At 37.9% G+C, this 26,498-nt stretch carries 19 protein-coding genes; 17 read left to right on the plus strand and 2 right to left on the minus strand.

The genetic code is table 11. From position 1 onward, the window contains the following. Positions 1-18: 18 nt before the first annotated feature. The 17 genes from porU (at position 19) to JW794_03630 (ending at position 24,569) form a co-directional block, all read left to right on the plus strand. Positions 19-3,888, plus strand: coding sequence for a type IX secretion system sortase PorU (porU, locus tag JW794_03550; protein MBN2017194.1), 3,870 nt, complete (start codon positions 19-21; stop codon positions 3,886-3,888). A gap of 279 nt (positions 3,889-4,167) precedes the next feature. Further along, on the plus strand, positions 4,168-7,017 hold the full coding sequence (locus JW794_03555) for a T9SS type A sorting domain-containing protein (GenBank protein ID MBN2017195.1): 2,850 nt from the start codon (positions 4,168-4,170) through the stop codon (positions 7,015-7,017). Between the two features lie 57 nt (positions 7,018-7,074). After that, positions 7,075-8,943 carry an O-antigen ligase family protein gene (locus JW794_03560; GenBank protein MBN2017196.1) on the plus strand — a complete coding sequence of 623 codons (1,869 nt, stop codon included), beginning with the start codon at positions 7,075-7,077 and terminating at the stop codon, positions 8,941-8,943. A 59-nt stretch (positions 8,944-9,002) separates the two neighbouring features. Then, the gene (locus tag JW794_03565; GenBank protein ID MBN2017197.1) at positions 9,003-10,661 is read left to right on the plus strand and encodes a methylmalonyl-CoA mutase family protein; all 1,659 of its coding nucleotides are present in this window, start codon (positions 9,003-9,005) and stop codon (positions 10,659-10,661) included. 15 nt (positions 10,662-10,676) lie between these two features. Then, a complete protein-coding gene (locus JW794_03570) occupies positions 10,677-11,072 on the plus strand; it encodes a cobalamin B12-binding domain-containing protein (GenBank protein ID MBN2017198.1) in 396 nt (131 codons plus the stop codon). Between the two features lie 12 nt (positions 11,073-11,084). Beyond that, on the plus strand, positions 11,085-12,464 hold the full coding sequence (locus tag JW794_03575) for a tryptophanase (GenBank protein MBN2017199.1): 1,380 nt from the start codon (positions 11,085-11,087) through the stop codon (positions 12,462-12,464). A gap of 7 nt (positions 12,465-12,471) precedes the next feature. Beyond that, positions 12,472-13,701: a 3-isopropylmalate dehydratase large subunit gene (locus tag JW794_03580; GenBank protein ID MBN2017200.1), complete on the plus strand. Its 1,230-nt coding sequence runs from the start codon at positions 12,472-12,474 to the stop codon at positions 13,699-13,701. 9 nt (positions 13,702-13,710) lie between these two features. After that, positions 13,711-14,937 (plus strand): M23 family metallopeptidase, encoded by a 1,227-nt coding sequence (locus JW794_03585; protein MBN2017201.1) that lies wholly within the window; start codon positions 13,711-13,713, stop codon positions 14,935-14,937. Positions 14,938-15,025: 88 nt separating this feature from the next. After that, positions 15,026-15,550, plus strand: a complete 525-nt coding sequence (locus tag JW794_03590; GenBank protein MBN2017202.1) for a 3-isopropylmalate dehydratase — start codon at positions 15,026-15,028, stop codon at positions 15,548-15,550. A 28-nt stretch (positions 15,551-15,578) separates the two neighbouring features. Next, positions 15,579-18,383, plus strand: a complete 2,805-nt coding sequence (locus tag JW794_03595) for a hypothetical protein (protein MBN2017203.1) — start codon at positions 15,579-15,581, stop codon at positions 18,381-18,383. Between the two features lie 14 nt (positions 18,384-18,397). Further along, entirely contained in the window at positions 18,398-19,021 is a 624-nt protein-coding gene (locus JW794_03600; GenBank protein ID MBN2017204.1) for a hypothetical protein, read from the plus strand. Between the two features lie 9 nt (positions 19,022-19,030). Next, positions 19,031-19,984, plus strand: coding sequence for a hypothetical protein (locus JW794_03605; protein ID MBN2017205.1), 954 nt, complete (start codon positions 19,031-19,033; stop codon positions 19,982-19,984). A gap of 9 nt (positions 19,985-19,993) precedes the next feature. Beyond that, entirely contained in the window at positions 19,994-20,593 is a 600-nt protein-coding gene (locus tag JW794_03610) for a hypothetical protein (GenBank protein ID MBN2017206.1), read from the plus strand. 66 nt (positions 20,594-20,659) lie between these two features. Continuing rightward, a complete protein-coding gene (locus JW794_03615) occupies positions 20,660-21,688 on the plus strand; it encodes an FAD:protein FMN transferase (protein MBN2017207.1) in 1,029 nt (342 codons plus the stop codon). Next, the gene (locus tag JW794_03620) at positions 21,688-22,455 is read left to right on the plus strand and encodes a GTP cyclohydrolase I FolE2 (GenBank protein ID MBN2017208.1); all 768 of its coding nucleotides are present in this window, start codon (positions 21,688-21,690) and stop codon (positions 22,453-22,455) included. The genes JW794_03615 and JW794_03620 overlap by 1 nt, the downstream gene beginning before the upstream one ends. A 9-nt stretch (positions 22,456-22,464) precedes the next feature. After that, entirely contained in the window at positions 22,465-23,229 is a 765-nt protein-coding gene (locus JW794_03625) for a Nif3-like dinuclear metal center hexameric protein (GenBank protein MBN2017209.1), read from the plus strand. 62 nt (positions 23,230-23,291) lie between these two features. Then, on the plus strand, positions 23,292-24,569 hold the full coding sequence (locus JW794_03630) for a PAS domain S-box protein (protein MBN2017210.1): 1,278 nt from the start codon (positions 23,292-23,294) through the stop codon (positions 24,567-24,569). Positions 24,570-24,617: 48 nt separating this feature from the next. Here JW794_03630 and JW794_03635 read toward each other — a convergent pair whose 3' ends face one another. Continuing rightward, entirely contained in the window at positions 24,618-25,403 is a 786-nt protein-coding gene (locus JW794_03635) for a 5'-nucleotidase, lipoprotein e(P4) family (GenBank protein ID MBN2017211.1), read from the minus strand. Positions 25,404-25,415: 12 nt separating this feature from the next. Further along, positions 25,416-26,360 (minus strand): magnesium transporter CorA family protein, encoded by a 945-nt coding sequence (locus tag JW794_03640; GenBank protein ID MBN2017212.1) that lies wholly within the window; start codon positions 26,358-26,360, stop codon positions 25,416-25,418. Positions 26,361-26,498: the final 138 nt, after the last annotated feature.

The following is a 26,498-nucleotide window of genomic DNA, read 5'->3' on the forward strand; positions in this document are numbered from 1 at the left end:
TCTATTATTGTATTACTGGTGGGTGTTTTCATTTCCTGCCCATTATTGGCACACTCGCCGGTTTCAGTTATCAAATCTAATGCAGATAATCTAACTATTGAATTCACTCTGCCGGGATATGAACTTATTTCGAAAAGTGACTTTGTATATATTGATTGCCCTGATCTTATGCGGGAAGAGATCGAGGGAAAGATCGATCTGCCAATTTATTCATTCCTGGTTGGTGTCCCTGTTAATGGAAATACCTATGCTACGATTCTATCAAAAGATGAACATTTCATTGATATCAAGGCTCCAATTGCACCTTTCCCAGCATTTGTTGACGACCCTTCCAAAGACACATATCGTCCGGTTTACAATTTAGATAAGCAGAAATATCAGCTTGAAAATTCGAAAGAGATTCTTGAAATCTCCGAACCATATTTCTGGAGACAGCAACAGGTCGTGAAAGTTTCGATCCGTCCGTTCATTGTTGACAATAACACATTAAAAATAATCAAAAATCTCAATATATCATTTTCTTTATCTGGAAACAAAAAGCAGTCACTTTTCACAGACGAAAATTTTGAATTGGTCTTTAAGAATGCAATCATAAACTTCGATGTTGCTAAAGGTTGGAGTTCTGCAGCAGAAGAGGGTAAGCAGTTTAATCCGTTTTCTCAGGCACACAGATGGTTCAGAATACAGATTTCAGATGAAGGCATTTGTAAAATAACCAAGCAGAATCTCTCTCAAGCTGGTGCAGATGTAGACAATCTAGATCCTTATAAGATAAAGATATTCAATGGCGGGGGATTCTCGCAGAATCGTTCAGTTTATTCGACACTTTATCCTTTCGAAGAAATTCCAGTTTTTGTAAAAGAATCAGGTTCTGATTTTACGATATATTTTTATGTTCGCGGAACCAATGGATTTGACTTGAACGAGGATTATGATCAATACTACAATCCTTACACTGGAGAAAATACTTATTGGCTTACATATAACACAGATCTTTCTCTTTTAAAAAATCCAGCATTTTCTTCGGAAAATACTAAAGAGCGTGAATCACTCAATACATATATTTTCTCAGAACATATTGAAGAAGAACAAATCAGGACTGATCCGCTTGAGATCGTATGGTACTGGTCGAGTTTTACGGGCAGCGGTGCAAGCACAAAATATTTTGACTTTAATGTTTCTGATCTCAATACTTCAGAACCTCAACAAATCTCTCTCAGGTTCAATTATCGTCCTTACTCAGCTTATTTAGATGTGTATGTTAATAATACACTTTTAACTGATTATACTTGGTCATCATCCAAAGTAACGTTTACCGGTAATTTTCTAACAAACGGTAAGAACGAGTTAAAGGTTGTTGAAACCACTTCAGGTTCGCAGACACTCTATTTTGATTATTATGAAGTGTCCTATACAAAAAATCTCAAAATGCAGAATGACTACCTTGCATTAACCTTGCCGCAAGACAATGTTGAATATACGGTTAATGTCACGAATGTTTCAAGTAATGAATTAAGTTTGTTCAAAGTAACTGAGTTTAATCAGGTTGCTAAAATTACTGACTACCAACTTTCGGGTTCAACACTATCATTCGATGCACTTTCAGAAGCTGAAGACACTAAATTCTGCATTGTCAACAGCGGTGGCTACATCGTTCCTGATATTGAAGAAAAACTAAAACCTCAGATGTATTTAAATGGTTCGCTTATAGCTGATTCCTACCTGAGAAGCGATTCAACGCTTGCGAATACAGAAGCGATCATTATTACACCAGAACAATTCTGGGACCTTTCCACGGATTTAGCTGATGTTCATCATCAATATGATGACTTGAATGTTTTAGTGGTAAATATAAATGATGTATATGATGAATTTTCCTGGGGATTGACAGACGTTGTTGCAATACGTTATTTTTTGAATTATGTCTATGATTATTATGCATTTGATCCTTCAAAGAAACTGGCATATTGTCTTCTTGTCGGTGACGGAACAAATGATTTTAGAGGATACGAACAGGGTTCCGAAGAGAAAAATAAAATACTTCCGTTTGTTGAAGGAACTGTTGCATCAGATGATTATTTCGTTTACTTTTTGAACAAAACAAATCCCTCTCTCATGATCGGGCGTCTTCCTGGATATACCGATACTCAAATGGAGATCATGATAGAGAAGAATATTAATTATGTTACACAACCCAGTTGGGGATATTGGCGGAACCGAGTTATTTTAAGTGCGGACGATTTTCTAAAACAGGGAAAAAATACTGAAACAGGTCACACTACTCATGCAGAAAGTTGTGCTCGAAGAATCGAGTATAATGTTGAATTACTCAAAAACTACGGTATTATGTATCCACTCGATGAATTTCAAAGTAAACCCGAAGCCAATGATGATTTGATCAAAATGATCAATAACGGAGCTGCAGTTTTTTACTATATCGGGCATGGCGGATATGATGTGATAGGGGATGAGGAATATTTCCGGTCAAGTAGAGATATTTCCAAACTCACTAATGCTTATTCCTTAAACTTCTTCCTTGCCGCATCATGTGATATTGGCTTGTTTGATTCAAACACCATTGAATCAATGGCAGAAAGAATGCTCTATTCAAAAGGTAAAGGTTCTATAGCAGTATTTGCATCAGCACGCAAAGGAGGATATGGTCCGTGCTCTGATATTGTTGCACTGGTTGTAAATGACGCTGATGAAGGTATAACGATCGGTCAGGCAGTGCTTGCATCAAAGGGTGGTTCTCCATCGAAATCCTACGAAAAATATCTCCTTCTTGGAAATCCTATGCTGAAAACTGCACTTCCTGCTGTACGAGGTGATATAACCATCCCTGCAGAATATGCAGATTCACTCAAAGCACGACAGACTGCAGAAATGATTGGTATCATTGATACAACTGGTTATGAATTTGATGAGGTTTTCAACGTTGTATTTGATACAGACTATTCAAAAGACTATCCTTATGATTACCGTGATCCTAATACCGGTTCTTGGGAAATAAGATACCTTGCGATAGTTCTTAAAGGAGAGGGAATTTTTAAAGGTCCTGTTTCCTCAGAAAATAACGAATTTGATCTTGGATTTGTTGTGCCGGATGATGTGCTTGGAGGTCAGGAAGGGCAGGTATTGAGTTACTCAATTGGAACTTCGAATGAAAAAGATGTTGATATTTTACTTCGGTATAATAAACGAACAAGCACTGCTGATCATGATCTCATTATCAATGGCTATGCAGAAGCAGAGAACGACGGTCCTCCCAGAATTACTATGTGGTTGGATAACGATAGCTTTAAGAGTGGAGATTATGTATCATCTTCTCCGTTAGTAAATGTTGAGATAATCGATAGCAATGGAGTAAATATAACAAATTATCCAGGACACCGTATTTTACTTACAGTCGATAATGAGTCTGAATACAACATAACAGAGAATTTTGTATACGATCTAAATTCGTATATAACTGGCAGTATTGAATACCAGCTTGAATCCATTCCTGCAGGCATACACACAATGCGATTGGAAGTTTTTGATAATCTCAATGAGGTTGCTTTTAAAGATATTGAATTTAAAGTGAAAGAGCCAGATAATATTGATGTTCGAACTGTTTTAAATTATCCAAATCCAATGAATGACCATACGTATTTTACCTTTTACCTTGATGGAGATGCGACCGTAAATATTGAAATTTTTACTGTTGCGGGAAGAAAAATCAAAACTATCAAAACTGATCAAAAATTACGTGCTGGGTATAATCAAATATACTGGGATGGGAAAGATGATGATGGAGATAATCCGTCAAACGGAGTATATTTTTATAAACTAATTGTTAATGCGAAAAGAATTGATGACACATTCAAAATTATTATTTTCCATTAATTATAGCATATATGCTTCCTTATCGCTTTAATAAATTTGACAAGTCAAAATTATATTCTAAATATTGGAAATGATTTTATAGACTATTGATTAAATTATTATAATGAAGCTATAAAAAGAAAAAGTGAAACGTTAATGTCTATGTTAGGCTTGAAACCAGTTTTATCTCATCATTTACTTGCTGGTTATACCCGAAGGGGATTTTTGTTAATTTCTAAATTAGGTTTTTAAAATAATTATGTTAACAATATCTGATTTGAAAAAATCGGAGGAGACGGTATGAAAAAACTTATTGGATTAACGATCGTGGCCTTGTTCATTACCTCACTTGCATTTGCAGTTAATTATACAAGTGGAGAAATGAGCAAAGGAACACCTTCAAACTTTGAATCACGTTCTAACTTTACTCCTGGCGAACAGCTTCACAGAGTTGCACCTAAAAATGTAGACCCTCATCGTGACGCTCCAGAACCAGAAGGTGTTCAACTTTTATATTGGGAAAACTTTGAAACCGAAGATGATATTTGGTATTATGCCAATCTTTCATATTACTGGGTTATTCCTGTTGAAGCTTCTGAGTTCGGAACTCGTTTTACTGCTTATAGATCTGGCGACCTTGTAGGTGCATGGTTCTATTGGTACACTGGAAATGGTGGAGACGCTGATGTTCATGTCTATGCGGATGATGGAACAGGATATCCTGGTGCCGGTTTAGGCAGCGTATCAGTTACACCAATTCTTAACGATTGGAACTACGTAGATCTTTCTGGTCTTGGAATTTCTGTTGATCCCTCTGCAGACTTCTTTATCACCTATAGTGTAGAAGCTGGTGATACTCTTAGTATTCTTTCAGATGATGGCGCGACTACAAATAATCGTGCACTTGAAGTTCTTCCCACAGTAAAAGATTGGACCTATATGGTTAATGATTGGGGGGCAGACTACGAATGGTGCCTCGAAGCAATCATAGAGCACGACACTGACCCCTGGATTCCTGAAATTGCAGGAAGATGGCAGTGGGTCGATACTGATTATAATAGCCCCGATCATTCATGGTGGATTGCTGATGATCCAGCATATCAAGGATACAACTGGCTCAGCTCAGAACCCTTTACTATAGGTGATGACTATGCTTTGGTTCAGGTAGATTACGCTTACAGAAGCAGCTTACCTGAAGCAGTATATTCAGATGAATATTGGTCATTCTACATTGGAAATACAGCCGATGGTATTGATTGGCATGCTTCAACCTATAATGCTTATAACTCTGGCACATCCTGGTATGCTGGTGATGAAGTAACACATGAGTATGGTACCAGTGCTATTTACTATTTATACACACCGGACATTGATCTTACCACTGCTTGTGAAGCCACATTGACATGTATGCTTGATTATGATACAGAAGCACCAGGTGGAGAAGACCCACCATTCAACGGCTGGGATGTTGCAAACGTCCAGATCTCTACAGATGGTTGGGCGACAAAAGGATTCCTTGAAGATCCTGCAAATCCCTATAATGTAACTATTGCATTTGCAGGATGGGCAAATACTTCACTTCCAGCAGACACATTGAGCTATCCCGGTTGGGGTGGTCCAAGTCCTGCCGGCTGGTTCGCAGGAACTTTCGACCTTGCTGCATATCTTGGTGAAACAGTTCAAATCCGTTTTGCTCTTGCATCAGATCCTTATACTGTTGCTCAGGGATTCTGGGTTGACAATCTTGATATTACAGCAGACGGTACAGTAATATTCTCAGATTATGATGAAACCAACTTAATTCCAGCCCCTCCAGTTGTTGTTCTTGAAGAGCTTGAATACCTGGATACTTATACTGATGAAGATTGGTATGTTACTGATAAATATGACATTTCCATGTATGCTGGTGAAGAAGTAATCCTGAAAATGAAGGCTACTCTTGCGAATGATGCAGGATCCGGAGAAGGTTTCTGGTTCGATGACATCCAGATAACCGGAGCCAACCTTCCTGTTCATGATATGGCAGCAATGTTCAATGTAATGCCGTATGGTGCGACCGAAGGATGGGATTATAGTCCCGGTATCGTTTATGGAAACTTCGGAACAACAATAGAAGGTCCACAGCTTAGAATGGATAACCTTGATTATGGTACAACTCCATTCGATTATTACAATAACAATCCTCCAGCAATCGGCTATGGCGAATTTGATCTCGCTTGGCTCACTCAACTAGCAGCACTTCCGGGTGCCGGCTGGTATGATTTCTGTGGCTGGACAGAGGTTGGTGGCGATGAAGATCCCACAAACGACTCTACCTATTTCTGGGGTGTCGAAGTATATCCCGCAGGATGGGCAGAATTCGGTAATAACTCCAGAGTATGGAGTGAAGACTATTATACTTCTGGATACTGTGGAAACTGGTTTGATATCTTCGATGGTGCTCGTATGACATCATTTGATATCTATTCAGTTTGGACTCAGGTAATCAACTATGGTTCAACTGGTGATGTTGACACATGGACAGTTGAGATCTTCGAAGCCATTGATGATCTTACTCCTGGCGCAAGCTTATACTATGGTTCATTCGATTGTACAGGCATTGATGGTGATGATTTTGGTTGGGTTGAATTCGTTCTTCCTACACCATTACATATTACTGGTAATGTCATTGTAATGATCGGTGGACAATGGGTAGGTGGAGCACCTGGTGTCGATGCAAGTTACTTCCCAGCATTTGACAGCATGGTTCGTAACTACCTTGGTGTTGGAGCATACTACGGACACAGTGTTTACGGCACAGAAGGCGATCCTTCAACTTGGGGACATTCCTCAGGTGACCGTTTCGTCAACATCTATGGTCGCGTAGATTATGCTGTTGATCCTGGTTCACAAGGTGAATTAAGCTATCTCAAGCAGTGCGTACCGAACCCGGTAACAAACAATGCTACTATTAGCTATCATATTAAGAATTCACCAATGAACAACGCGCAGATCAAGATCTATAATGTGCTTGGTCAGCTTGTTGACACAGTTCAGGGTGAAAATGGCGAAGCCACTTGGAATCCTGGCGATGCACCAAATGGTGTATATTTCTACAAGATCTCATCTGATGACTTCACTTCTGTTAAGAAGATGATACTCATGAGATAATGAATTAATATTAAAGCCCTATTCTGGAAACGGAGTAGGGCTTTTTTTTTAGAAAGAATGAAATCTCTTACCAGCGATAAGAAGAGCAAGATAAGTCTAGTTATTATATTGATAGCAATTCTTATCTTTATCAATCCGCTCTTTATTACAACTCAAAAACAACTTTTTTTTCCTACTAAAATACTCGTTCAGCAAATCCTGATTCTTATCATACTTATATCTTTTCTGCTTTACAAGCATATTGAAAGAATAAAAATTTCCCAACAACTCATCATTCTCGGCTTATATATTCTATATTTATTTATACGAACAATCATCCAGCCAGTTCCAAGTTATGGATTTGAACAACTCGTTTATCTCATCCCGTATTTTTTACTTTATGCAATTCTTTCTCAACTCAACTTGAACAAGAATGAAATGTTGTTTATTAGTAATACATTTCTATTAAGTTTTATTGTATCAATCGTTTTTGGAATTTTTCTCCAATCCAAGCATTCCAGTTTTTCGAACTTTTCGAGACTTCAGCTCACTTGGGCAAATGCTAACTATCTTGCGAGTTATCTATTAGTTACATTGGCATTTGTGTTATATTCATGGAAAACATCAAAGGAAAAATGGATTCATGTTATATCAGCAACTAGCATAGCAATTGTTCTGATCTTCTTACTTTGGACTCAATCAAGAGGTGGGCTTGTTAGTTTTTTTCTTATTCTTATCTGTATTTTTCTTTTTTATGCAATTAAAAATAAAAAGAAATGGTTGATTGCAGGTTTATCTGTAATCATTATCATATTTATTATTGGCTCTATATATGTATTCAGGACAATACGTCCTCAAACATTGATCTTTCGAGAGAGAATTTATCAAGCGGATGTTCACTATATCAAACATAATTTTGTTTTCGGATCTGGTGTTGGAACTTTTGTCAGAGAATTCCCCCAATACAGATTAAAGGACTATAAATTGTATGGGCAAGAGGATATTATATCTCATGCACACAACGAATTTATTGAGGTATGGGCAGAGACTGGTATTGTGGGTATAGCATTAATTCTTCTTTTCTTTTTGTCTCTTATCAAAAATTTTAAAAATAATATTAATAGTAAAAACAAATATTTTCTATATGCTGCAGGATTTTCTTTACTGCTTCTTCTCATACATAATCTCTTTTCTATTACAATGCGAATTCCACCAATTCTCTTTTATTTCTTTGTGCTGACAGGATTCCTCGCACAAAATTATAATAAGGAAAATGGTTCAAAGGTTAGATTTGTCTCAAAATTTATTCTTATAGTTTTTGTAGTAGTTTTGATCATTTGTATTTATCAGCAATTGAGAACAATTCAGGGATTAAAACATTTTTCTCGATCAGAAGAATTATATGCACAAAAAGATCCAAATCTAATGATGTCTGCAATTCTTGAAGCAGAAAAGGCATCAAAGTATATTCCTGAAAACGCAGATCTGCTTTATCATAAAGGATTCTTGTACTCAATGCAGCAGGATGATGTCAATGCATTAAAGACCTACCAGAAGCTTGAGAAAGTAGCTCCATATTACCCTCAGCTCTTTTTCTGGAAAGGGTATATCCTTTCTCTAAAAGGAGATTGGATTGCATCGGTAAAGAGTTATAAGAGAGAGATAGAATATAATGAGTATCCAAAGGTTTATTTCAATCTTGCAATAGCGTATCATTATTTGGGAGATGAGAATAAATCTATGCTCAACTTCCTGCACTTTGCTGAAAAAATAAAACTCAAAATAGAAAAACATCTTATCAAAGACAAGCAGCAAATCCTCGAAGAAGAAGGGTGGAATTTGAAATTTGCCCTCGACAAACTTGAAGAATATTATAAAAAGAACGTTGCTCTATCCAATAGAATAAAAGAATTAAAAGGATGTTTTTTTCCGGAAGGTAATAATTAGCTTAAAAGACCTATTTTTCTTTACTACCCTTGCAACATACTTTTTAAATAGCCATTTTAATGCATGAAGAGGTGAACATGAAAAAGAAATATGAAGAACTCGTTTTGAAACTGACAGAGAGATTTCCAGAACGGCAGAAAGAGTTCCTGACCGGGTCTTCTGAAAAGGTTGAACGTCTCTATACACCGGAAGAAACTGAAAAGATAAAATATAATGAAGATATTGGTTATCCTGGTCTTTATCCCTTTACGAGAGGAGTCCAGCCAACTATGTATAGAGGGAGATTGTGGACGATGAGACAATATGCTGGTTTTGGTTCTGCTGAAGAATCAAATCAGAGATATAAATATTTGCTTTCACAGGGACAGACCGGTTTGTCTATCGCTTTCGATCTTTGCACTCAAATAGGATATGATTCCGATGATCCTATGAGTGCTGGAGAGGTAGGAAAGGTCGGTGTTGCAATTGATTCACTTGCAGATATGGAAATTCTTTTTGATGGAATTCCACTTGGTAAAGTATCTACTTCAATGACAATTAATGCACCTGCTGCAATTATACTTGCAATGTATTTAGCTGTTGCAGAGAAGCAGGGAGTAACACCGGATAAGCTGAAAGGTACAATTCAAAATGATATATTGAAAGAATATATTGCACGTGGTACTTATATTTTTCCTCCAAAACAATCAATGAGACTCATTACGAATACTTTTGAGTACTGTTCGCAGAACGTACCATATTGGAATACAATCTCAGTTTCTGGCTACCATATACGGGAAGCAGGTTCAACTGCTGCTGAGGAAGTTGCATTTACACTTGCTGATGGTATTGCTTACGTCCAGGCAGCTATCGATGCAAAGCTCGAAGTTGACGACTTTGCACCGAGAGTATCATTTTTCTTCAATGCTCATAATGATCTCTTTGAAGAAGTAGCTAAATTTAGAGCTGCAAGACGATTATGGGCACGTATTATGAAGGATAGGTTCAATACTGATAATCCGAAGTCTCAAATGCTTCGTTTTCATACGCAGACTGGAGGTTCTACACTGACAGCTCAGCAGTCAGATAATAATATTGTTCGGGTTGCAATACAAGCCCTTGCTGCAGTGCTTGGTGGAACCCAGTCTTTGCACACGAACTCACGAGACGAAGCGCTTGCACTCCCAACAGAGGATTCTGTGCGAATTGCGCTACGTACACAGCAGATTATTGGATATGAAAGTGGAGTAACAAATACTGTCGATCCTCTTGCGGGTTCATATTTTGTAGAAAAGATGACAGAAGATATTGAAAGAAAAGCTGAAGAATATATAAACCAAATCGATGAACTCGGGGGAATGGTCGAAGCAATAGAAAAGGGATATGTTCAAAAACAGATCCAGGATAGTGCATATAAATATCAGAAACAAATTGAAAAAAATGAACGAATAATTGTTGGTGTTAATAAGTTCACTATTGAGGAAGAGTCACCCAAAAATCTTTTAAGAGTCGATGAAAAAGTTGAACTGCAACAGATAGAAAAACTACACAAAGTGAAGGCTGAACGTAGTGAACAAAAAGTAATTGAAAGTCTCGAGAAAATTCGAAAAGTAGCTCGTACTAATGAGAATATCATACCCTTCCTGCTTGAAGCAGTCAAAACCTATGCTACCCTTGGTGAGATTTGTAATGTCTTACGTGAAGAATTTGGTGAATATAACGAACAATTAGTACTTTAAGAGGAATATATAAATATGAAAAAAATAAGAATATTGATTGCAAAACCTGGTCTTGATGGTCATGATAGAGGTGCAAAATTCGTGTCCCGAGCGCTCAGAGATGCAGGATATGAAGTTATTTATACAGGTATTCGGCAAACCCCTGAACAGATCGTAGCATCAGCTATTCAGGAAGATGTGGATTTTCTTGGAATGAGCATACTCTCTGGGGCGCATAATGTCCTCTTTAAAAAAATCATGAGCATTCTCAAAAAGGAAGATGCTGAAGATATTATAGTTTTTGCCGGTGGTGTCATACCTGATGAAGATATTCCATATTTAAAATCACTCGGCATTAGAGCAATATTTACTCCAGGAACATCTTCAGAAGACATTATTCGATTCATAGAAGAGAACGCAACAAAAGCATAGATAGGAGATCACATGGCAAAATATCCTGTTGAACCTTTCAAAATTAAAATGGTAGAACCCATCAAGATCTTAAGCAAAGATCAAAGAATAAGAAAAATAAAAGAAGCTAAATACAACTTATTCAACGTGAAAGCAGAGGATATTTTCATTGACCTCCTTACGGATAGCGGTACTTCTGCGATGAGTGATTCTCAGTGGGCAGGAATAATGATGGGTGATGAATCATACGCTGGAAGCAGGAGTTTCAAGCATTTTGAAGGCACCGTTAAAAGTATTTTTGGATTCGAGAATGTTATCCCAACACATCAAGGACGAGCTGCTGAAGCGCTTCTCTTTTCATCAATATTAAAGCCGGGTGATTATGTTCCGAGTAATATACATTTCGATACGACAGAAGGAAATATACGAAATAATGCGGGAATCCCTGTTGCCTGTGTGATCGATGAAGGACTTGATCCTGCAAGCATACATCCTTTTAAAGGAAATATTGACCTGAATAAACTTCAAAAACTTGTGGATGAAGTTGGTGTAGACAAAATCCCAATTGCAATGATAACGATCACAAACAATAGTGGTGGTGGTCAGCCGGTTTCTCTGGAAAATATCAAGCAGGTATATTCCTTTTGGAAAAAATATAATATTCCTCTTTTCATCGACGCATGTAGATATGCCGAAAATGCCTATTTCATCAAAATGAGAGAGAAGGGATATGAGAATAAAACCATTAAGTATATTGCACAAGAGATCTTTGCACATGCAGATGGTGCAACAATGTCAGCAAAAAAGGATGCTCTTGTTAATATTGGCGGTTTTATCACACTCCGAGACAGCGAGTTAGCAAAAAAACTTATCAGCAGGCTTATTATAACTGAAGGTTTCAGAACCTATGGCGGATTGTCGGGTCGTGATCTTGAAGCAGTAGCTATCGGTTTGAAAGAGGGTTTAAATGAGGATTACCTGAAATACAGGATCGAACAAACAGCCTATCTTGGCGAAAGCTTGCTCGAGAATGGTATACCGATTGTTCAACCTCCGGGGGGTCATGCGATCTATCTTGATGCACTATCTATTTTACCGAATATTCCACAGAAGCATTTTCCAGCACAATCACTCGCAGTTGCTCTCTATATTGAGGGTGGGATACGCGGAGTGGAGATTGGAAGTTTGATGTTTGCTTATGCTGATGAAAAAACGGGAAAAACAGTGTATCCTGACCTTGAGCTTGTTCGTCTTGCAATTCCTCGTCGCGTATACACAAGAGCACATTTTGACTATGTTGTCGAAACGCTGAAAAAGGTCATGGATAACAAAGATAAGCTCAAAGGATTTAAAATAACATATCAACCAGAGTTACTCAGACATTTTACTGTCGAGTTAGAAGAAAATTCTTAGGATTAATATGGGAAAAACAATCATTGAAAAAATAATTCAGATGCATTCAGATGAAGATGTATCAGCAGGCAAGATCGTCTGGATGAAGCTGGATGTGCGGACTGCTCGCGATTTTGGCGGTCCGAATGTTGTGAAAAATTTAGAAAAGCATTATCCTGACGCAGAACTTCCAGATAAAGATAATGTGTTCTTCACATTTGATACGGTTGCACCCGCAAAAACCATTCCTTATGCTAATAATCAGCAGATTTGCCGTGATTATGCAAAAAAGAATGGTCTTAAGGTGTATGATGTCGATGCAGGAATCGGTACACATATTCTTATGGAAAAAGGCTTTGCTCAGCCTGGGAGAACCCTTGTGGGAACAGACAGTCATTTCAACATACTCGGTGCTGTTAATGCGTTTGGACAAGGTATGGGAGATCAGGATATTGCATTTGGTTTTAGAACGGGTAAAACCTGGTTTGAAGTACCTGAAACAATAAAGATAAATCTTAACGGCAAATTCTCCTATCCTTCCACAGGGAAGGACCTTGTGCTATTCATTCTCAAGAGAATCGGCAGCAAGGGGGCACTTGGAAAGTGTATTGAATATTATGGAGATTGTCTGCAGGATTTAAGTTTTGCTGAGTATATTACTCTTTGTAGCATGATGACAGAAATGGGCGGCATCGTTGCATTTCCTGAACAAAATCCTCATGTCTCACAATGGCTTCTTGAAAGAACTGGTGAAGATCAGAATTTCATCACAGCTGATGAGGATGCCATATACTCGGATGAGATTGACATCGATGTAACAGATCTTCAACCCCAAATAGCATGTCCTCCAAAACCAGATAACGTTAAGAACGTTTCAGAACTCAAAGGACTCAAAGTCGGATCTGTTTTTGTCGGTTCCTGTACAAACGGACGAATCGAGGATATGAGATATCTGGCAGATATTCTCAAAGGAAACCATGTTGCTGATGGAATAATGCTCCGAGTAGTTCCTGCAACGCGGGAAGTATATGGGCAAATGCTCCAAGAAGGTTTGATAGAAGCCCTTTTTCAGGCAGGAGCGATCGTCTCTAATCCGGGATGTGGAGGATGCGCCTCCGGACAAATTGGAATGACTGGAAAAGGTGAAGTCCAAATTTCCACTTCAAATAGAAATTTCAAAGGCAAGCAGGGTGATGGAGAAACATATCTGGCAAGTCCTATCACTGCTGCATTTGCTGCAATCAAAGGAGAACTATAACGTACTACTATGAAGAACCTGTTTTTGCTCTTGCTACTGGTTGTCATTTTGATCACATGTACTCATCAGGAAGAATTAATAGAGATAGAACCTCCTGATCCGTATGAGCATGTAATTGGTAGACTGAAAACCGGAAAGTCTTTATACTCAGTTCTTTTAGATAATAATGTATCATATCAGGATGCATACAAGATCACCAAAGAACTTAACTCTATATATGACCTGAGATATTCACATCCTAATGACAGTTTTCATTTAAAAATTGATACGCTTGGAATTGTTCAGGTAATTGAGTATTCACCTAATAAGATTGAAAAATATATTGTTGCACGTGATTCGACTGATGAATTCGAAGTATTCCATGAAAAGCTCGTACTCGAAAAAGAGGTTAAGCTTCTTACAACGATACTGAAATCTTCATTATACGAAACACTGATCAATGGGGGACTTGATCCTCAGCTCGTTATGAAGTTCAGCGATATTTTTCAATGGGATATCGACTTTTTTATAGATCCTCGAGAAGGGGATACCTGCTCGATTGTATATGAAGCATACAGTCATGATGGAGAAATTTTACAGTATGGTGAGATTTTAGGTGCTTCATATAAAGGGAAATTATTTGATCTGACTGCGTATTATTTTGATAATGGGAATAACATTCATGGCTATTATAATGAGTATGGTGAATCATTTCAAAAAGCATTTCTCCGTTCACCACTAAATTATTCTTTTATCAGCTCATATTTCGGTATGCGCCTGCACCCGATAACAAAGCAGGTCTGGCTGCACAATGGCGTGGATTATGCTGCCCCTCTCGGTACGCCTGTAGCAAGCTCTGCAGATGGAACGGTCATTCATAAAGGGTGGAAGGGTGGTCATCCAACACCAAAGGGGAATACTGGCGGATATGGTTATACGGTTATGATACGGCATTCGAATGGCTATAAAACGCTTTACGGTCATTTGAGTTCGTATGCTAAGAATCTCTACGTAGGAAAACGGGTTGTTCAAGGTGAAATAATCGGTTATGTCGGCTCAACAGGATGGTCAACAGGACCGCATCTTCATTATACGATCTATCATCATGATGCTCCCATCAATCCTTTGTCACTCAATAATGTTTCAGGACCTCCTATTCCGAAAGAATATATCGATACATTTAATGAATCCGTTCATAACATTAATACACTTCTCGAACAATCCAACAAAACATTTTTGCAATCAATTTTCGGTTGATTTAAATAAGTTTGTATATTATATGGTCCAAAGGATTTATTCAGCAAAAAATTTGACAGTTTAAATGGAGTAGCACGTTTTATCTATAATGCAAAAAGACTGTAAAATAACCGGCAAAATTTGGCTTATACTCGATCAAAACAATCATCTTATTAATGATATCGACACTGATATGATCTTTCACAATCAATACCTAGCGATCACTGAAATCGAAAAAATGGGACAATATACGTTTGACAATCTTGAAGGTTGGAAGGATTTTGCAGCTAAAGCAGTAAAAGGTGATATTGTTATTGCTGGAAAAAACTTCGGTGCCGGATCATCACGGCAACAAGCTGTTGACTGTTTTGCTTCTCTCGGCATTCAAGCTATACTCGCTGAATCATTTGGTGCAATTTATAAAAGAAATGCCATCAATTCCGGGTTGCCAATTTTAACAATTACACACATCGAACTTGATAACCTTTCTCAACGACGCGAAATCACCCTTGATCTTGAGAAAGGTATTGTTTCGACTCCATATATTCAAATAGAACCTTTTTCAAAAGTTCAGTTTGATATTTATCAGGCAGGTAATTTATTTACTTTCGGAAAACAAGTAATTAATAAATAAAAAAAATACAAAGAAAGGAGCAACAAAAGTGAAAGTTTCTAGGAAATTTGGACTATTGCTTTTGATGTTCACGCTGTTATTCATAAGTTCAGCATTCGGGAAGATGTTGCCCAATAATGAACCTGTTGAAGGATTGAAAGTTGAAGATGTTCCTCATGATGATGGCGGAGGACTTGTTCTGAGTTGGAAACCTTTGCCCAAAGAGAAACGCATCATTGAATATCGCATTTACCGCGGATATACTCCAGATAGCTTATTCTATATCGGAAAAATACCTGTTGATTCCAAAACCGGTGTTGCCTCCGATACAATGAAGTATGTAGACCAGGGCTGGACATTTTTTGTTGATGCCACTTCTCCAGCAAAGTTAAGGCACGAAAAAGGACAAAAGAAAGGAACAAAAGGTGCGGAAGTACTCTATCGAACGATGCCCCGTGACATGAAAGTGTATGGTCCCGTGATGGATCACTACCGCATGCTTGCTGTTATTCCTGATAATGAATATGTCTATCACACGAAGATGAGAGAATTTACCGATGTTGATACAACTGAAGATGGAACGATTGATACGACATCGACCATCCTTGCCGGCATGAAATTACAGCAGGTAAAGTATATTCTCACAAAATTAACAGTAGGGAAAGATTATTTTTATGCGATTCAGGCATTAAACATGAACCGTACAGCTTCTCCACTTTCTGCTATTGTAAGTGGAAAAACTACTGATGATCCCCCTGAAAAACTTGAAGAATTCTATGCTGTTGCTGTTACAGATAAAGAGCAGATGCAGTTCGAATGGACATTACCAGTTTTTGCAGATGATCAAAAACAATTTAATATCTATCTCTATGATGAGTTTGATGATAAGCATCTCATCTTTACAAGACCTGATGCTTATCCGTATACACCTCAAACAAATGCAATCGTTCCTTATGATTCTATTGCAGTACGGTATGATGCATTTAATCCGGCAAATATGAAATGGTATCGATTCAATATCGGAGAGCAGGATAGACAAGATCAGGAAACTCTAGCAAAGGATGAACCTATTCCAGCAGAGATTATTACCTCTTCAATGCTTCCTGTCCCGCCTGTTCATTTTACTGTAAAAGATCAACCTAATGACAAGGGTGATCAGATGCAGGTATACTTTGGATATCCCTATTTTGGACTTTCAAAGTTAGTATACAATGATGCCTTTACCAAACTCACCGTGAACTATTTCATCACAGATAATACAATGTATGAAGTTGACCGTTTGATCTTAACGATCAATGGTAAAACCAAAACAGAATACGTGCTTGATAATAAACTCGATTTTAAGGTGAACTGGGATTACACACAGCCCATGAAAATTAGAGGAACGTTTGTGTGTAAACACAAAGGACAGGAACCTTTACCAGAAGACTATGCTGTGACTCATACCTTTTCTTTCGATACAAACATGCAGCTTGTTTTGATCGACACTCCACCAAACGAACAAATGAAAGAAATGGTGGATTATTACTATCAAGTATATAAGATAAACCATGTTAGCGATGTGTATCGATATGCAAAGGAAATGTCTTTCAGAGAAAGAGAATATATCGATAAAATAGCTTTTGCAACTGTTCAGTTTAGAGGACGACCCCGGTTCGATCTTAATGAAAAACGATTATATTTCAGTACATATCTCGCAATTGTCAATTATGAAGATCAATATCCCTATTATACACAGGCCTTGTATCTTGACCAGCTTCATCAACAGGATGAAGAGCTGAAAGAAGAAATTGCGAAACTTCAAACTGAACTTGAAACTGAAACAGATAAAGAGGAAATAGCTAATATTGAAGATCGAATAGATCTTTATATAAGCTATCTTGAAGATAAACCTGAGATCGTTAAGGAAGCTAATCAATTAAAAACTGACAAAGAACGTATGAAGTTGCTGTATACAACAGCCTGTAAAGCAACACGTTCTTTCAAGTATTATATTAGAAAAACTGATGGAAAGGGACATTTTATTGATACACCTGTTTATACTGCCCCAAATGGAGAGCAATATCTCTTTCCGAAGCAGAATTGGTTCAACACAGATGAAATAATTACTCTCGTTGCAGTCCTACTTTTCGGCGCTTTGGTTTACTTCATGATCCGAGCTGCAAGAAAAGGTAAGAGATTATATATACGTCCAATCGCAGGTATTCAGGAGATTGATAATGCAATCGGTCGTGCCACAGAAATGGGAAGACCGATATTGTTCGTTCCCGGATTGAGTGGTATCAGTGATGTGGCAACCCTCGCAGGATTGGCGATTTTGAGCAAAGTTGCGAAAAAAGCTGCAGAATATGACACAAGGATTCTTGTTCCGTGTCGCGACTTTATTGTGCTTCCAATCGCTCAGGAAACTGTTAAAGAAGCTCATTATGAAGCAGGACGTCCCGACACTTATGACAAAAACAGCGTATTCTTCATTACCCAGGCCCAGTTTGCATTTGTGTCCGGTGTTAATGGTATCATGATCCGTGAAAAAACCGCAACGAACTTCTATATGGGTATGTTCTGGGCTGAGTCTCTTCTTATGACAGAGACAGGAAGTATGACAGGTGCTATCCAGATCGCAGGTACAGATGCGGTTAACCAGCTACCCTTCTTTATCACGACATGTGACTACACATTGATTGGTGAAGAACTGTATGCAGCGAGTGCTTATCTTTCGAAACAGCCACTCATTCTCGGTACTCTTAAAGCGCAGGATTATATGAAGCTTCTCATTGTTATCACTGTTGTAATTGGAACCCTGCTTTCAACTGTTCACCTTACGTTCTTTATGAACTGGTTCCCAGCTAAATAGAAAGGAGTATCATAATGAAAAGACAAATACCTTTAATGATAGTTTTGATACTTGGTTTACTCTTTGTTGCTCATGTATTCATTCCCAGCAAACTCTCCTCAGATTACCTCGACTGGTTCATGAAATGGACAAAAGTTATAGGTCCTTTCGCGATTGTGTTGGGTGTTTTCAGTCTTGTTCTTGTTCATTATAACAAGATTAAACGCAAAGCTCCTAACTGGGGATACAGTATAGTTACACTTGCAGCACTTGTTATAACAACCGTTGTTGGATTCGTGTGGGGCATCCAGGAAGGAACCCCCTATATGTGGATCTTTGAGAATTTCAATGTTCCGCTGGGTGCAACGATGTTCTCACTCCTCGCTTTCTACATTGCATCCGCAGCATATAAGGCGTTCAGAGCACGATCTGTTGAAGCGACCGTATTGCTTGTCGCAGCTATTATTGTGATGCTCGGACGTGTCTCGATTGGACAAGCGATAACCCACTGGATTCCTGATATTACTGAATGGATCCTCAATGTGCCAAACCTAGCAGCCAAGCGCGGAATTGCACTTGGTGTAGGACTTGGTATGACCGCAACATCTCTCAAGATCATGCTTGGGATCGAGCGCTCATATCTTGGCGGAAGGGATTAAGGAGGTATCATGAAATTTGCAGATAGCATTCAAAAATTAGATAGAAGAATCATCTATATTATTCTTGCTCTCGCAGTGATTTTACCTCTTGTTTTCCCTGTTGGATTCAAAACCTATACAACAACACCGGTCGAAGATCTATACCGTCACATCGATGCTGCAGCAGGCAGAGAAGATATGGCAATTATCATGGACTTCACGCATGATCCCGGTGTGCTGCCGGAACTTTACCCGATGGACCTTGCGATCCTGAGACATTGTTTCCAGAGAAATATCAAAGTATTCACGATATCCTTCCTTCCACAAGGCGCAGCGATCATTCAGCTTGCACTATCGGAAGTGAAAGAAGATTATCCTAATATCGAAGCTAATGTCGATTATTGCAACTTTGGATTTAAACCATGGAGTTTGAAGCTTCCTATCATGCTTGGTATGGGTGATGATATTGCTGAAGCTGTTGAAACAAATAGTGAAGGACTAAAACTCGAGAATCTTCCTATTATGCAGGATCTTAAAAATTATGATAATATCCAGGTAGTTGTAGAAATTTCAGGTTCTTCGATGGGGCAATTCTGGGTAACGTATGCTCGCGCTAAATTCGGTGTTGATGTTGCAGTCGGTCTTACTGCTGTTATGGCTGCAGATGTGTACCCTTTCCTTCAAACAGGACAGTTTATTGGCAGTTTGGGTGGATTGAAAGGTGCTGCTGAATACGAACAGCTCGTTGACATTTTCGCAATGAATGGTATTGAGTTCAGTAAGAAAAATGCCAGAAATATGGCATGGGTAGAAGCCCAGTATGAAGAGCTTCCTGAACTCGCAAAATTGTATAAATATAACAAAGCCCGTATCGGTATGGATGCACAGGCTATTGTTCACGTGCTCATAATCCTCTTTATCATACTTGGTAATATTGGATATTTCCTTGAAAAACGTGATCAAAAAAAGAAGTTTGGAAAATAAGGAGTAAACATGACTGAAACAATTGGAATCTGGATTGCTGCATTTTTGACACTCTGCATGTTTTCTTTCCTGTATAAGGATAATCCGTTCTATAAATTTGCAGAACACCTCTTCGTAGGCGTTTCAATGGGTTACTATATTCCATATACCTTCTATAATGCTTTTCTCCCATACGCATACGAACCGCTTTTTCTCAAAAAAGATTATATCCTCATCATACCTTTCATTATCGGTATTCTGTACTGGTTTAGATTTTCATCAAAACTGAGTTGGATCAGCCGTTATCCCATTGCATTTAGCATGGGTATGGTAGGTATGGGTGTTCCCATGGGAATGCACGCAAATGTGCTTGTGCAAATGAGAAGTATGATGCTTCCACTCAATAACATCAACATCATCTTGATCTTTGTTGGAACCATCAGTATTCTCTTGTATTTCTTCTTCTCCAAAGCACATAAAGGTGTATATGGAAAGTTTACTTCCATTGGTATCTGGTTCATGATGATCGGATTCGGTGCATCATTCGGTTATACGGTGATGGCTCGTATCTCACTCCTCATTGGACGAGTACAATTCCTGCTTGGTGACTGGTTAGGATTGATCAAATAATTTGCGCAATCAACAAAAGCACAAAGATTATGATGTGATGTCATGGCTTTGTGCTTTTCTTTTGCTATGAAAAAAAGAATCGTTCAGATTAGTTTTATTATAATACTTCTTGTTGTGATATACGTGCGCATCAATCATGAGAGAAGTAAACCTATCAAAGAAACAAGGTTTGCACTCGGTACCTTTGTTACTCTTGATATACAGGACAAAAATCCACATAATAAAGAGATTATCGATTCGGTTTTTGCTCTTATAAAAACTTTGGAAGAACAATTCTCAAGCACCTATGAAAGTAGTGAAACAAGCAGTTTAAATGCCTGCCGTGATTCGAGTAATATTTCGGAAAGCATGGCGAAACTTCTTAAAATATCTGAAAAAGTTAGTACAGATACTGAAGGTGCATTTGATGTAACAGTTGGAATACTGCTGCCATACTATGATTTTATTGAAGAGCTGATGCCATCAAAAACGATGATCGATTCACTTAAATCGTTGGTTGATTTCAACAAAATATATGTAAACGATTCTATCTTTTTTAAGAATGATCCGAGAATACGAATAGATTTTGGCGGTATTGCAAAGGGATTTATAGTTGATAAGGCAGTTCAATATCTTAAAGATCAAGGAATCAAGTATGCTGTTATCAATGCAGGAGGTGATCTCTATGTTATGGAGAATCCACAAACTGATGTCTGGAAGATTGGTATCCAGCACCCCAGGAATGAGGAACTTCTGGGTTCTCTGGAAGTGAAAAATATGGCAGTAGTCACTTCGGGAGATTATGAGCAATTCTTCATAAAAGAAAGAGTTCGTATTCATCACATACTTGATCCTCAAACAGGATATCCTGCAGATAAATCAGTTTCTATTACGGTCATAGCACCTGATGCAACCTATGCTGATGCAATGTGTACAGCTCTATTTGTTATGGGACCGGACAAAGGGATCCAATTTATCAACAAGAAGGATAGTATTGATGCATTGATTGTTTTTGAGAAAAACGGCTATCTTTATTATGATGTTTCAGAAAATTTTGACAAGTATAACTTCACACTTTTAGATTCAACAGTGTATCTCATCAAGGAAAATAAATAATGCTTAACGATGTTCAAGGCCAGAAAGATTCACGGCAGATCCCGATAAACAAGGTCGGAGTGAAAGGAATCAAATATCCTGTTGTTCTGCAGGATAGAAGAAATAACGAACAGAACTCAGTAGCAGATATCAATATGTATGTAGAACTTCCTCACAATTTCAGAGGAACACATATGAGCCGGTTTATCGAGATACTACATCACTACCACAGAGAAACGATCATAGATAATCTTGAGGAACTGCTTGAGGAAATGAAATTAAAACTCGATGCTGATGTCGCATATATTGAGATTGAATTTCCATACTTCATAAAAAAATCGGCTCCAGTAACAAAAGAAGAATCATTATCATCATACCAGTGTGGATTTAAAGCAAACTTACGTGATACTTTTCATATGGAAATGTATGCAATAGTACCTGTTCTTTCTCTATGCCCGTGTTCAAAAGAAATAAGCACAAACAGCGCACACAATCAGAGAGCGTATGTGACGGTCAATATTGTCTACAATAAGTTCATATGGCTTGAAGAAATCATTGAAATTGCAGAGAATGCGGCTAGTTGCCAGGTTTACTCGCTATTGAAAAGACCTGATGAAAAGTATGTAACAGAGAAGAGTTATAATAATCCAAAATTCGTTGAAGATATTGCACGAGAAATAGCAGTTTCTTTGAAAAATGATAGAAGAATAGTCCGTTTCTCGGTAGAAGCCGAAAGCATGGAGTCCATTCACAATCATAATGCTTATGCTATGATCACGTATCCATAAAGGAGTTCTATGGTAAAAAGAGATGACATTGTACAATTTTGTAATGAATGCTTGCAAGCAGATACGTTTAAAGACTACTGCTATAATGGCCTGCAGATCGAAGGTAAAAAAGAGATAGAAAGTATTGTTATTGGTGTAAGTTTATCAAGACGATTCATTGAAAAAGCAATTGAAGAAAATACTGATATGATAATCGTTCATCATGGGCTTTTTAAAAGTCAGCTTGGAGATCCACCACGAATTGCAGGTATATTTAGAGAGAGAATTAAACTCATTCTGGATAATGACATCAATCTCTGCGGATATCATCTTCCTCTTGATGCTCATCCAGAAATTGGGAATAATATCAGTCTTGCCAGATTATTTGAGCTTCAAAACATTGAAACGCTTCATTCTCCCTATTATGGTGAAATCGGTTATATTGGTGAATTACAGAATTCAATGAAATTCATCGATTTTGTTGAGTTTGTCGATCATAAACTTCATACAAATTCATATTTTCTTGCAGCAGGACCTTCTGTTGTTTCAAGAATCGGTATCGTTTCTGGTGGTGGATCCCTTGAATATTCAGGTGCACTTGAAAAAAAGGCAGACACATTTCTCACTGGTGAGATAAGAGAGAATATTGTAAGAGAAGTAGAAGAGTATCACATCAATTTTATTAATGCAGGACATTACAATACTGAAAAACTGGGCATAAAGAATCTCGGTACGCTTCTTTCTGAGAAGTATGGAATACGAATAAAATTTATTGATATTCCTTGTAGTATATAATACATTATTGACAGAAAAATTTTAAGTTAATAAATATTGGTTATTCACATTAAGGAGACACAATGATTGGCGGTCCTTCAAAGAAAAAAATCTTAGAAGAGCTTGAGCAAAAGACTAAGCGCATTCGAGAATTAGAGATAATGGAGAGTAAATACCAGCAGACTCGTGAAAATCTCCTTCAAATAGCACGAAATCTAAACCAGAGAATCAGCGAAGTAAAATGTCTGTATAACATAACGAGTCTCGTTGAAAAACCGAATATTACCATTGATGGCATTTTGAAAGGAACGATCGAGCAAGTACCAAAAGCCTGGCAATATCCGGAGATCACGTGCGCAAAAGTTACATGGGGGACTAAAGAGTTCAAAACCGAAAACTATCATAATCCGATTTCATATCTAAAGAGTGACATCAAGGTGTATGGAGAATCCGTTGGAACGATTGAGGTTGGCTACCTCGAAAAGAAACCCGATAGTTTTGAAGGTCCTTTTACCAAGGATGAGCGAGAACTTCTCAATTCGATTGCAAAACAACTCGGTCGAATTATTGAACAAAAGCAAGCTGAAGAGGGGCTTGTCAGACTACAGAAAGCTATCGAGACCATGCGCCTTGGCGTAACAATTACAGACCAAGACCGAAATATTGTATACACTAATCCTGCAGATGCAAAAATGCACGGTTACAATGTTGATGAGCTCATCGGACAGGATGTTCGCATATTTTCTCCTAAAGAGAATATTTCACCAGTAGATGAGATCGATAAATGGAAAGGTATGACACGGGAAAGTGTTAACGTTCGCAAAGATGGATCTTCTTTCCCGGTTCGTCTTATTTCAGATGTTGTAAAAAATAATGAAGGCGAGAATGTTGGATTCGTTACAATCTCAGAGGATTTAACCGAACGGATGAGTGCAGAGCACGCAAAGAAAGCATTCGAAACAATGCGATTAGGTGTCACACTCGCCGATACTGACAGAAGGATCATTTATACAAATCCTGCCGATGCTGCGATGCACGGATATGATGTTAGCGAACTTCTTGGAAAGGATGTGAGAATATTTTCACCTCCTGACCTTCATAAATACACCACAAAAGGCGAAATCACGAAATGGAAGGGGAAAGTAAGGGAAAGTATTAACGTTCGAAAAGATGGCTCTTTATTCGCTGTACGTCTTATTACTGATGTGGTAAAGAATATGCGCGGTGAAACAATTGCTTTTGTGACAATCTCTGAGGATATTTCAGATAGAGTTAAAATTCATGAAGTTGATACTGAAAAAGAGAGTAAAGAAAAATTAAATTTCGAGCGCGACGAGAAACTCGTGGACAAAAAAGAATAAGCCAATTTTCTCAATATATACAAACCTCTCAATTGTGAGAGGTTTTTTTTATTCTACAATTTCAAGAAGTGATGCTTTATGCTGTAAGCTTTCTTCTCCTGATAGCCAGCGGTCAACACCATGATATAATGCTTTTGCCCATGAACCATGCATTGGATTTGGTAATATAATGAATCTCCGTCCCCACTCAGCCTGTAAGGAATCAGTGATACTTTTTCTTTCCTCAATTGATTTTTGATAAAATTCTCCACTGAAATCAACTGAATTATCACCGATATAAAGAATAACAGCATAATCCTCAGCAACTTTATCGCGTCTTCCTTGCTTGGAATGATCTGAACCACGCATAAGGAGATGATGACTATCTGCTTGTGGAAGCCCAAGATCGATGATCTGCTGGAGTGTTATATCTGTACAATCATCCCTGCGGTTCGTAACGTAAAAAATCGTATATCCTTCTTTATCAATATAGTGAAGGAATTCTATTGAACCTGGTATAGGTTCTGCATCTCCTGAAGCGATCCATTCATAAAATTCTTTGGGATACTCCTGCTCTCTCAAAACTCCAGTGGCATTGTATTTCGCATTGAAGATGACTGTTTCATCCAGATCGAGAATCACAGCACGGGGCTTTGGCCATTCCTTCATAAGATCCATATGAATTCTATCCCGTGCAACATTGAATGCTTGATAACATAAGGCACGATACTCTGACGATGTTTGCTGCCATAGCGCTGCAGTCAGGTCTTCTTTCTCATTAAACAAATCATCTGCAATCAGGAAACTTGAGATAATTACTAATGTTGAAATTACTACTACTACTTTTTTATTCATATTTTCCTTTCATCAGAACCATTTCCGCCTAATAAATACAATAACACCCACAAGTGCTAGTAAAACAGATGCAACCATTAATATGACAAATGCATGAGGGGATCGCGCGAACGGCAGGGCTATATTCATGCCGTAGATACTCGATATAAGCGTTGGCAGCATGAGAATGATCGTTACAGATGTGAGGAATTTCATCACCTTGTTCAAGTTATTCGATATCATCGATGCGAAAGCATCCATCGTACTTCTGAGAATATTTGCATGGATCGAAGTCATTTCAATAGCTTGCTTATTATCTATGATCATATCTTCGAGCAGATCTTCATCCTCTTCAAATTTAGTAAATATGCCTACCCGAGATAATTTTTCAAGAACAGAACTGTTTGACCGGAGCGATGTTGCGAAATACACTAAACTTTTCTGCAGATCGAGAAGATCCATAAGCAGTTCGTTATTCATGGATTCTTCCAACTGGTCTTCAATACTATTAGATATTCTGTTGATTCTTTTAAGATAATTCAAATATACGGTGGCGGTTCTGGATAATATTTGCAAAATTAACCGATTTCTTTTGGCGGTTGAAAAATTTTTCACTCTCCCTTTCACGAAATTCTGTAGCACATCATCATCTTTTGAAGAAACCGTGATTATGCAACTATCAGTGAGAATGATTCCCAGGGGCAGCGTTATAAATTGAATAGCAGCTTCTTCATCATCCTCGAAATAGGGGGTTTGTGTAATAATTAATCGTTTACCATCTTCAAGCTCCATACGGGGACTCTCATCTATATCAAGAGGGTCTTCGATAAAATCCTTAGGAATATCAAATGTAGAAGTGACCAACTCGATCTCTTCTTTGGTCGGGGATACAAGATATACCCAGATATTTTCTTCGAGAAGATCGTACTGCTCATTCTCGGTAAATACTCCATCCGCAGTTTTAAATACTTTTATCATAGTAACCTGCCGCTCATTATGGTTATGGAGAAAACACGATGTGTACTTTTCATTGTCAAGGAAATGAAAGTTGATTCAGCAACTGACAGTTTTCTTGACGAGTATAGGATTGTAAAATTTTAAGTGAATATAGTCTAT

The organism is Candidatus Cloacimonadota bacterium (assembly GCA_016932035.1).
Lineage (GTDB): Bacteria > Cloacimonadota > Cloacimonadia > JGIOTU-2 > JGIOTU-2 > Celaenobacter.

What these genes read in the sequence shown, in the direction of transcription:
- JW794_03605 (MBN2017205.1), top strand. Translation starts at nt 19,031, where the DNA reads ATGAAATTTGCAGATAGCATTCAAAAATTAGATAGAAGAATCATCTAT.
- JW794_03635 (MBN2017211.1), bottom strand. Translation starts at nt 25,403, where the DNA reads ATGAATAAAAAAGTAGTAGTAGTAATTTCAACATTAGTAATTATCTCA.
- JW794_03620 (MBN2017208.1), top strand. Translation starts at nt 21,688, where the DNA reads ATGCTTAACGATGTTCAAGGCCAGAAAGATTCACGGCAGATCCCGATA.
- JW794_03600 (MBN2017204.1), top strand. Translation starts at nt 18,398, where the DNA reads ATGAAAAGACAAATACCTTTAATGATAGTTTTGATACTTGGTTTACTC.
- JW794_03615 (MBN2017207.1), top strand. Translation starts at nt 20,660, where the DNA reads ATGAAAAAAAGAATCGTTCAGATTAGTTTTATTATAATACTTCTTGTT.
- JW794_03625 (MBN2017209.1), top strand. Translation starts at nt 22,465, where the DNA reads ATGGTAAAAAGAGATGACATTGTACAATTTTGTAATGAATGCTTGCAA.
- JW794_03575 (MBN2017199.1), top strand. Translation starts at nt 11,085, where the DNA reads ATGGCAAAATATCCTGTTGAACCTTTCAAAATTAAAATGGTAGAACCC.
- JW794_03570 (MBN2017198.1), top strand. Translation starts at nt 10,677, where the DNA reads ATGAAAAAAATAAGAATATTGATTGCAAAACCTGGTCTTGATGGTCAT.
- JW794_03560 (MBN2017196.1), top strand. Translation starts at nt 7,075, where the DNA reads ATGAAATCTCTTACCAGCGATAAGAAGAGCAAGATAAGTCTAGTTATT.
- JW794_03580 (MBN2017200.1), top strand. Translation starts at nt 12,472, where the DNA reads ATGGGAAAAACAATCATTGAAAAAATAATTCAGATGCATTCAGATGAA.
- JW794_03590 (MBN2017202.1), top strand. Translation starts at nt 15,026, where the DNA reads ATGCAAAAAGACTGTAAAATAACCGGCAAAATTTGGCTTATACTCGAT.
- JW794_03630 (MBN2017210.1), top strand. Translation starts at nt 23,292, where the DNA reads ATGATTGGCGGTCCTTCAAAGAAAAAAATCTTAGAAGAGCTTGAGCAA.
- JW794_03640 (MBN2017212.1), bottom strand. Translation starts at nt 26,360, where the DNA reads ATGATAAAAGTATTTAAAACTGCGGATGGAGTATTTACCGAGAATGAG.
- JW794_03555 (MBN2017195.1), top strand. Translation starts at nt 4,168, where the DNA reads ATGAAAAAACTTATTGGATTAACGATCGTGGCCTTGTTCATTACCTCA.
- JW794_03585 (MBN2017201.1), top strand. Translation starts at nt 13,711, where the DNA reads ATGAAGAACCTGTTTTTGCTCTTGCTACTGGTTGTCATTTTGATCACA.
- JW794_03610 (MBN2017206.1), top strand. Translation starts at nt 19,994, where the DNA reads ATGACTGAAACAATTGGAATCTGGATTGCTGCATTTTTGACACTCTGC.
- JW794_03565 (MBN2017197.1), top strand. Translation starts at nt 9,003, where the DNA reads ATGCATGAAGAGGTGAACATGAAAAAGAAATATGAAGAACTCGTTTTG.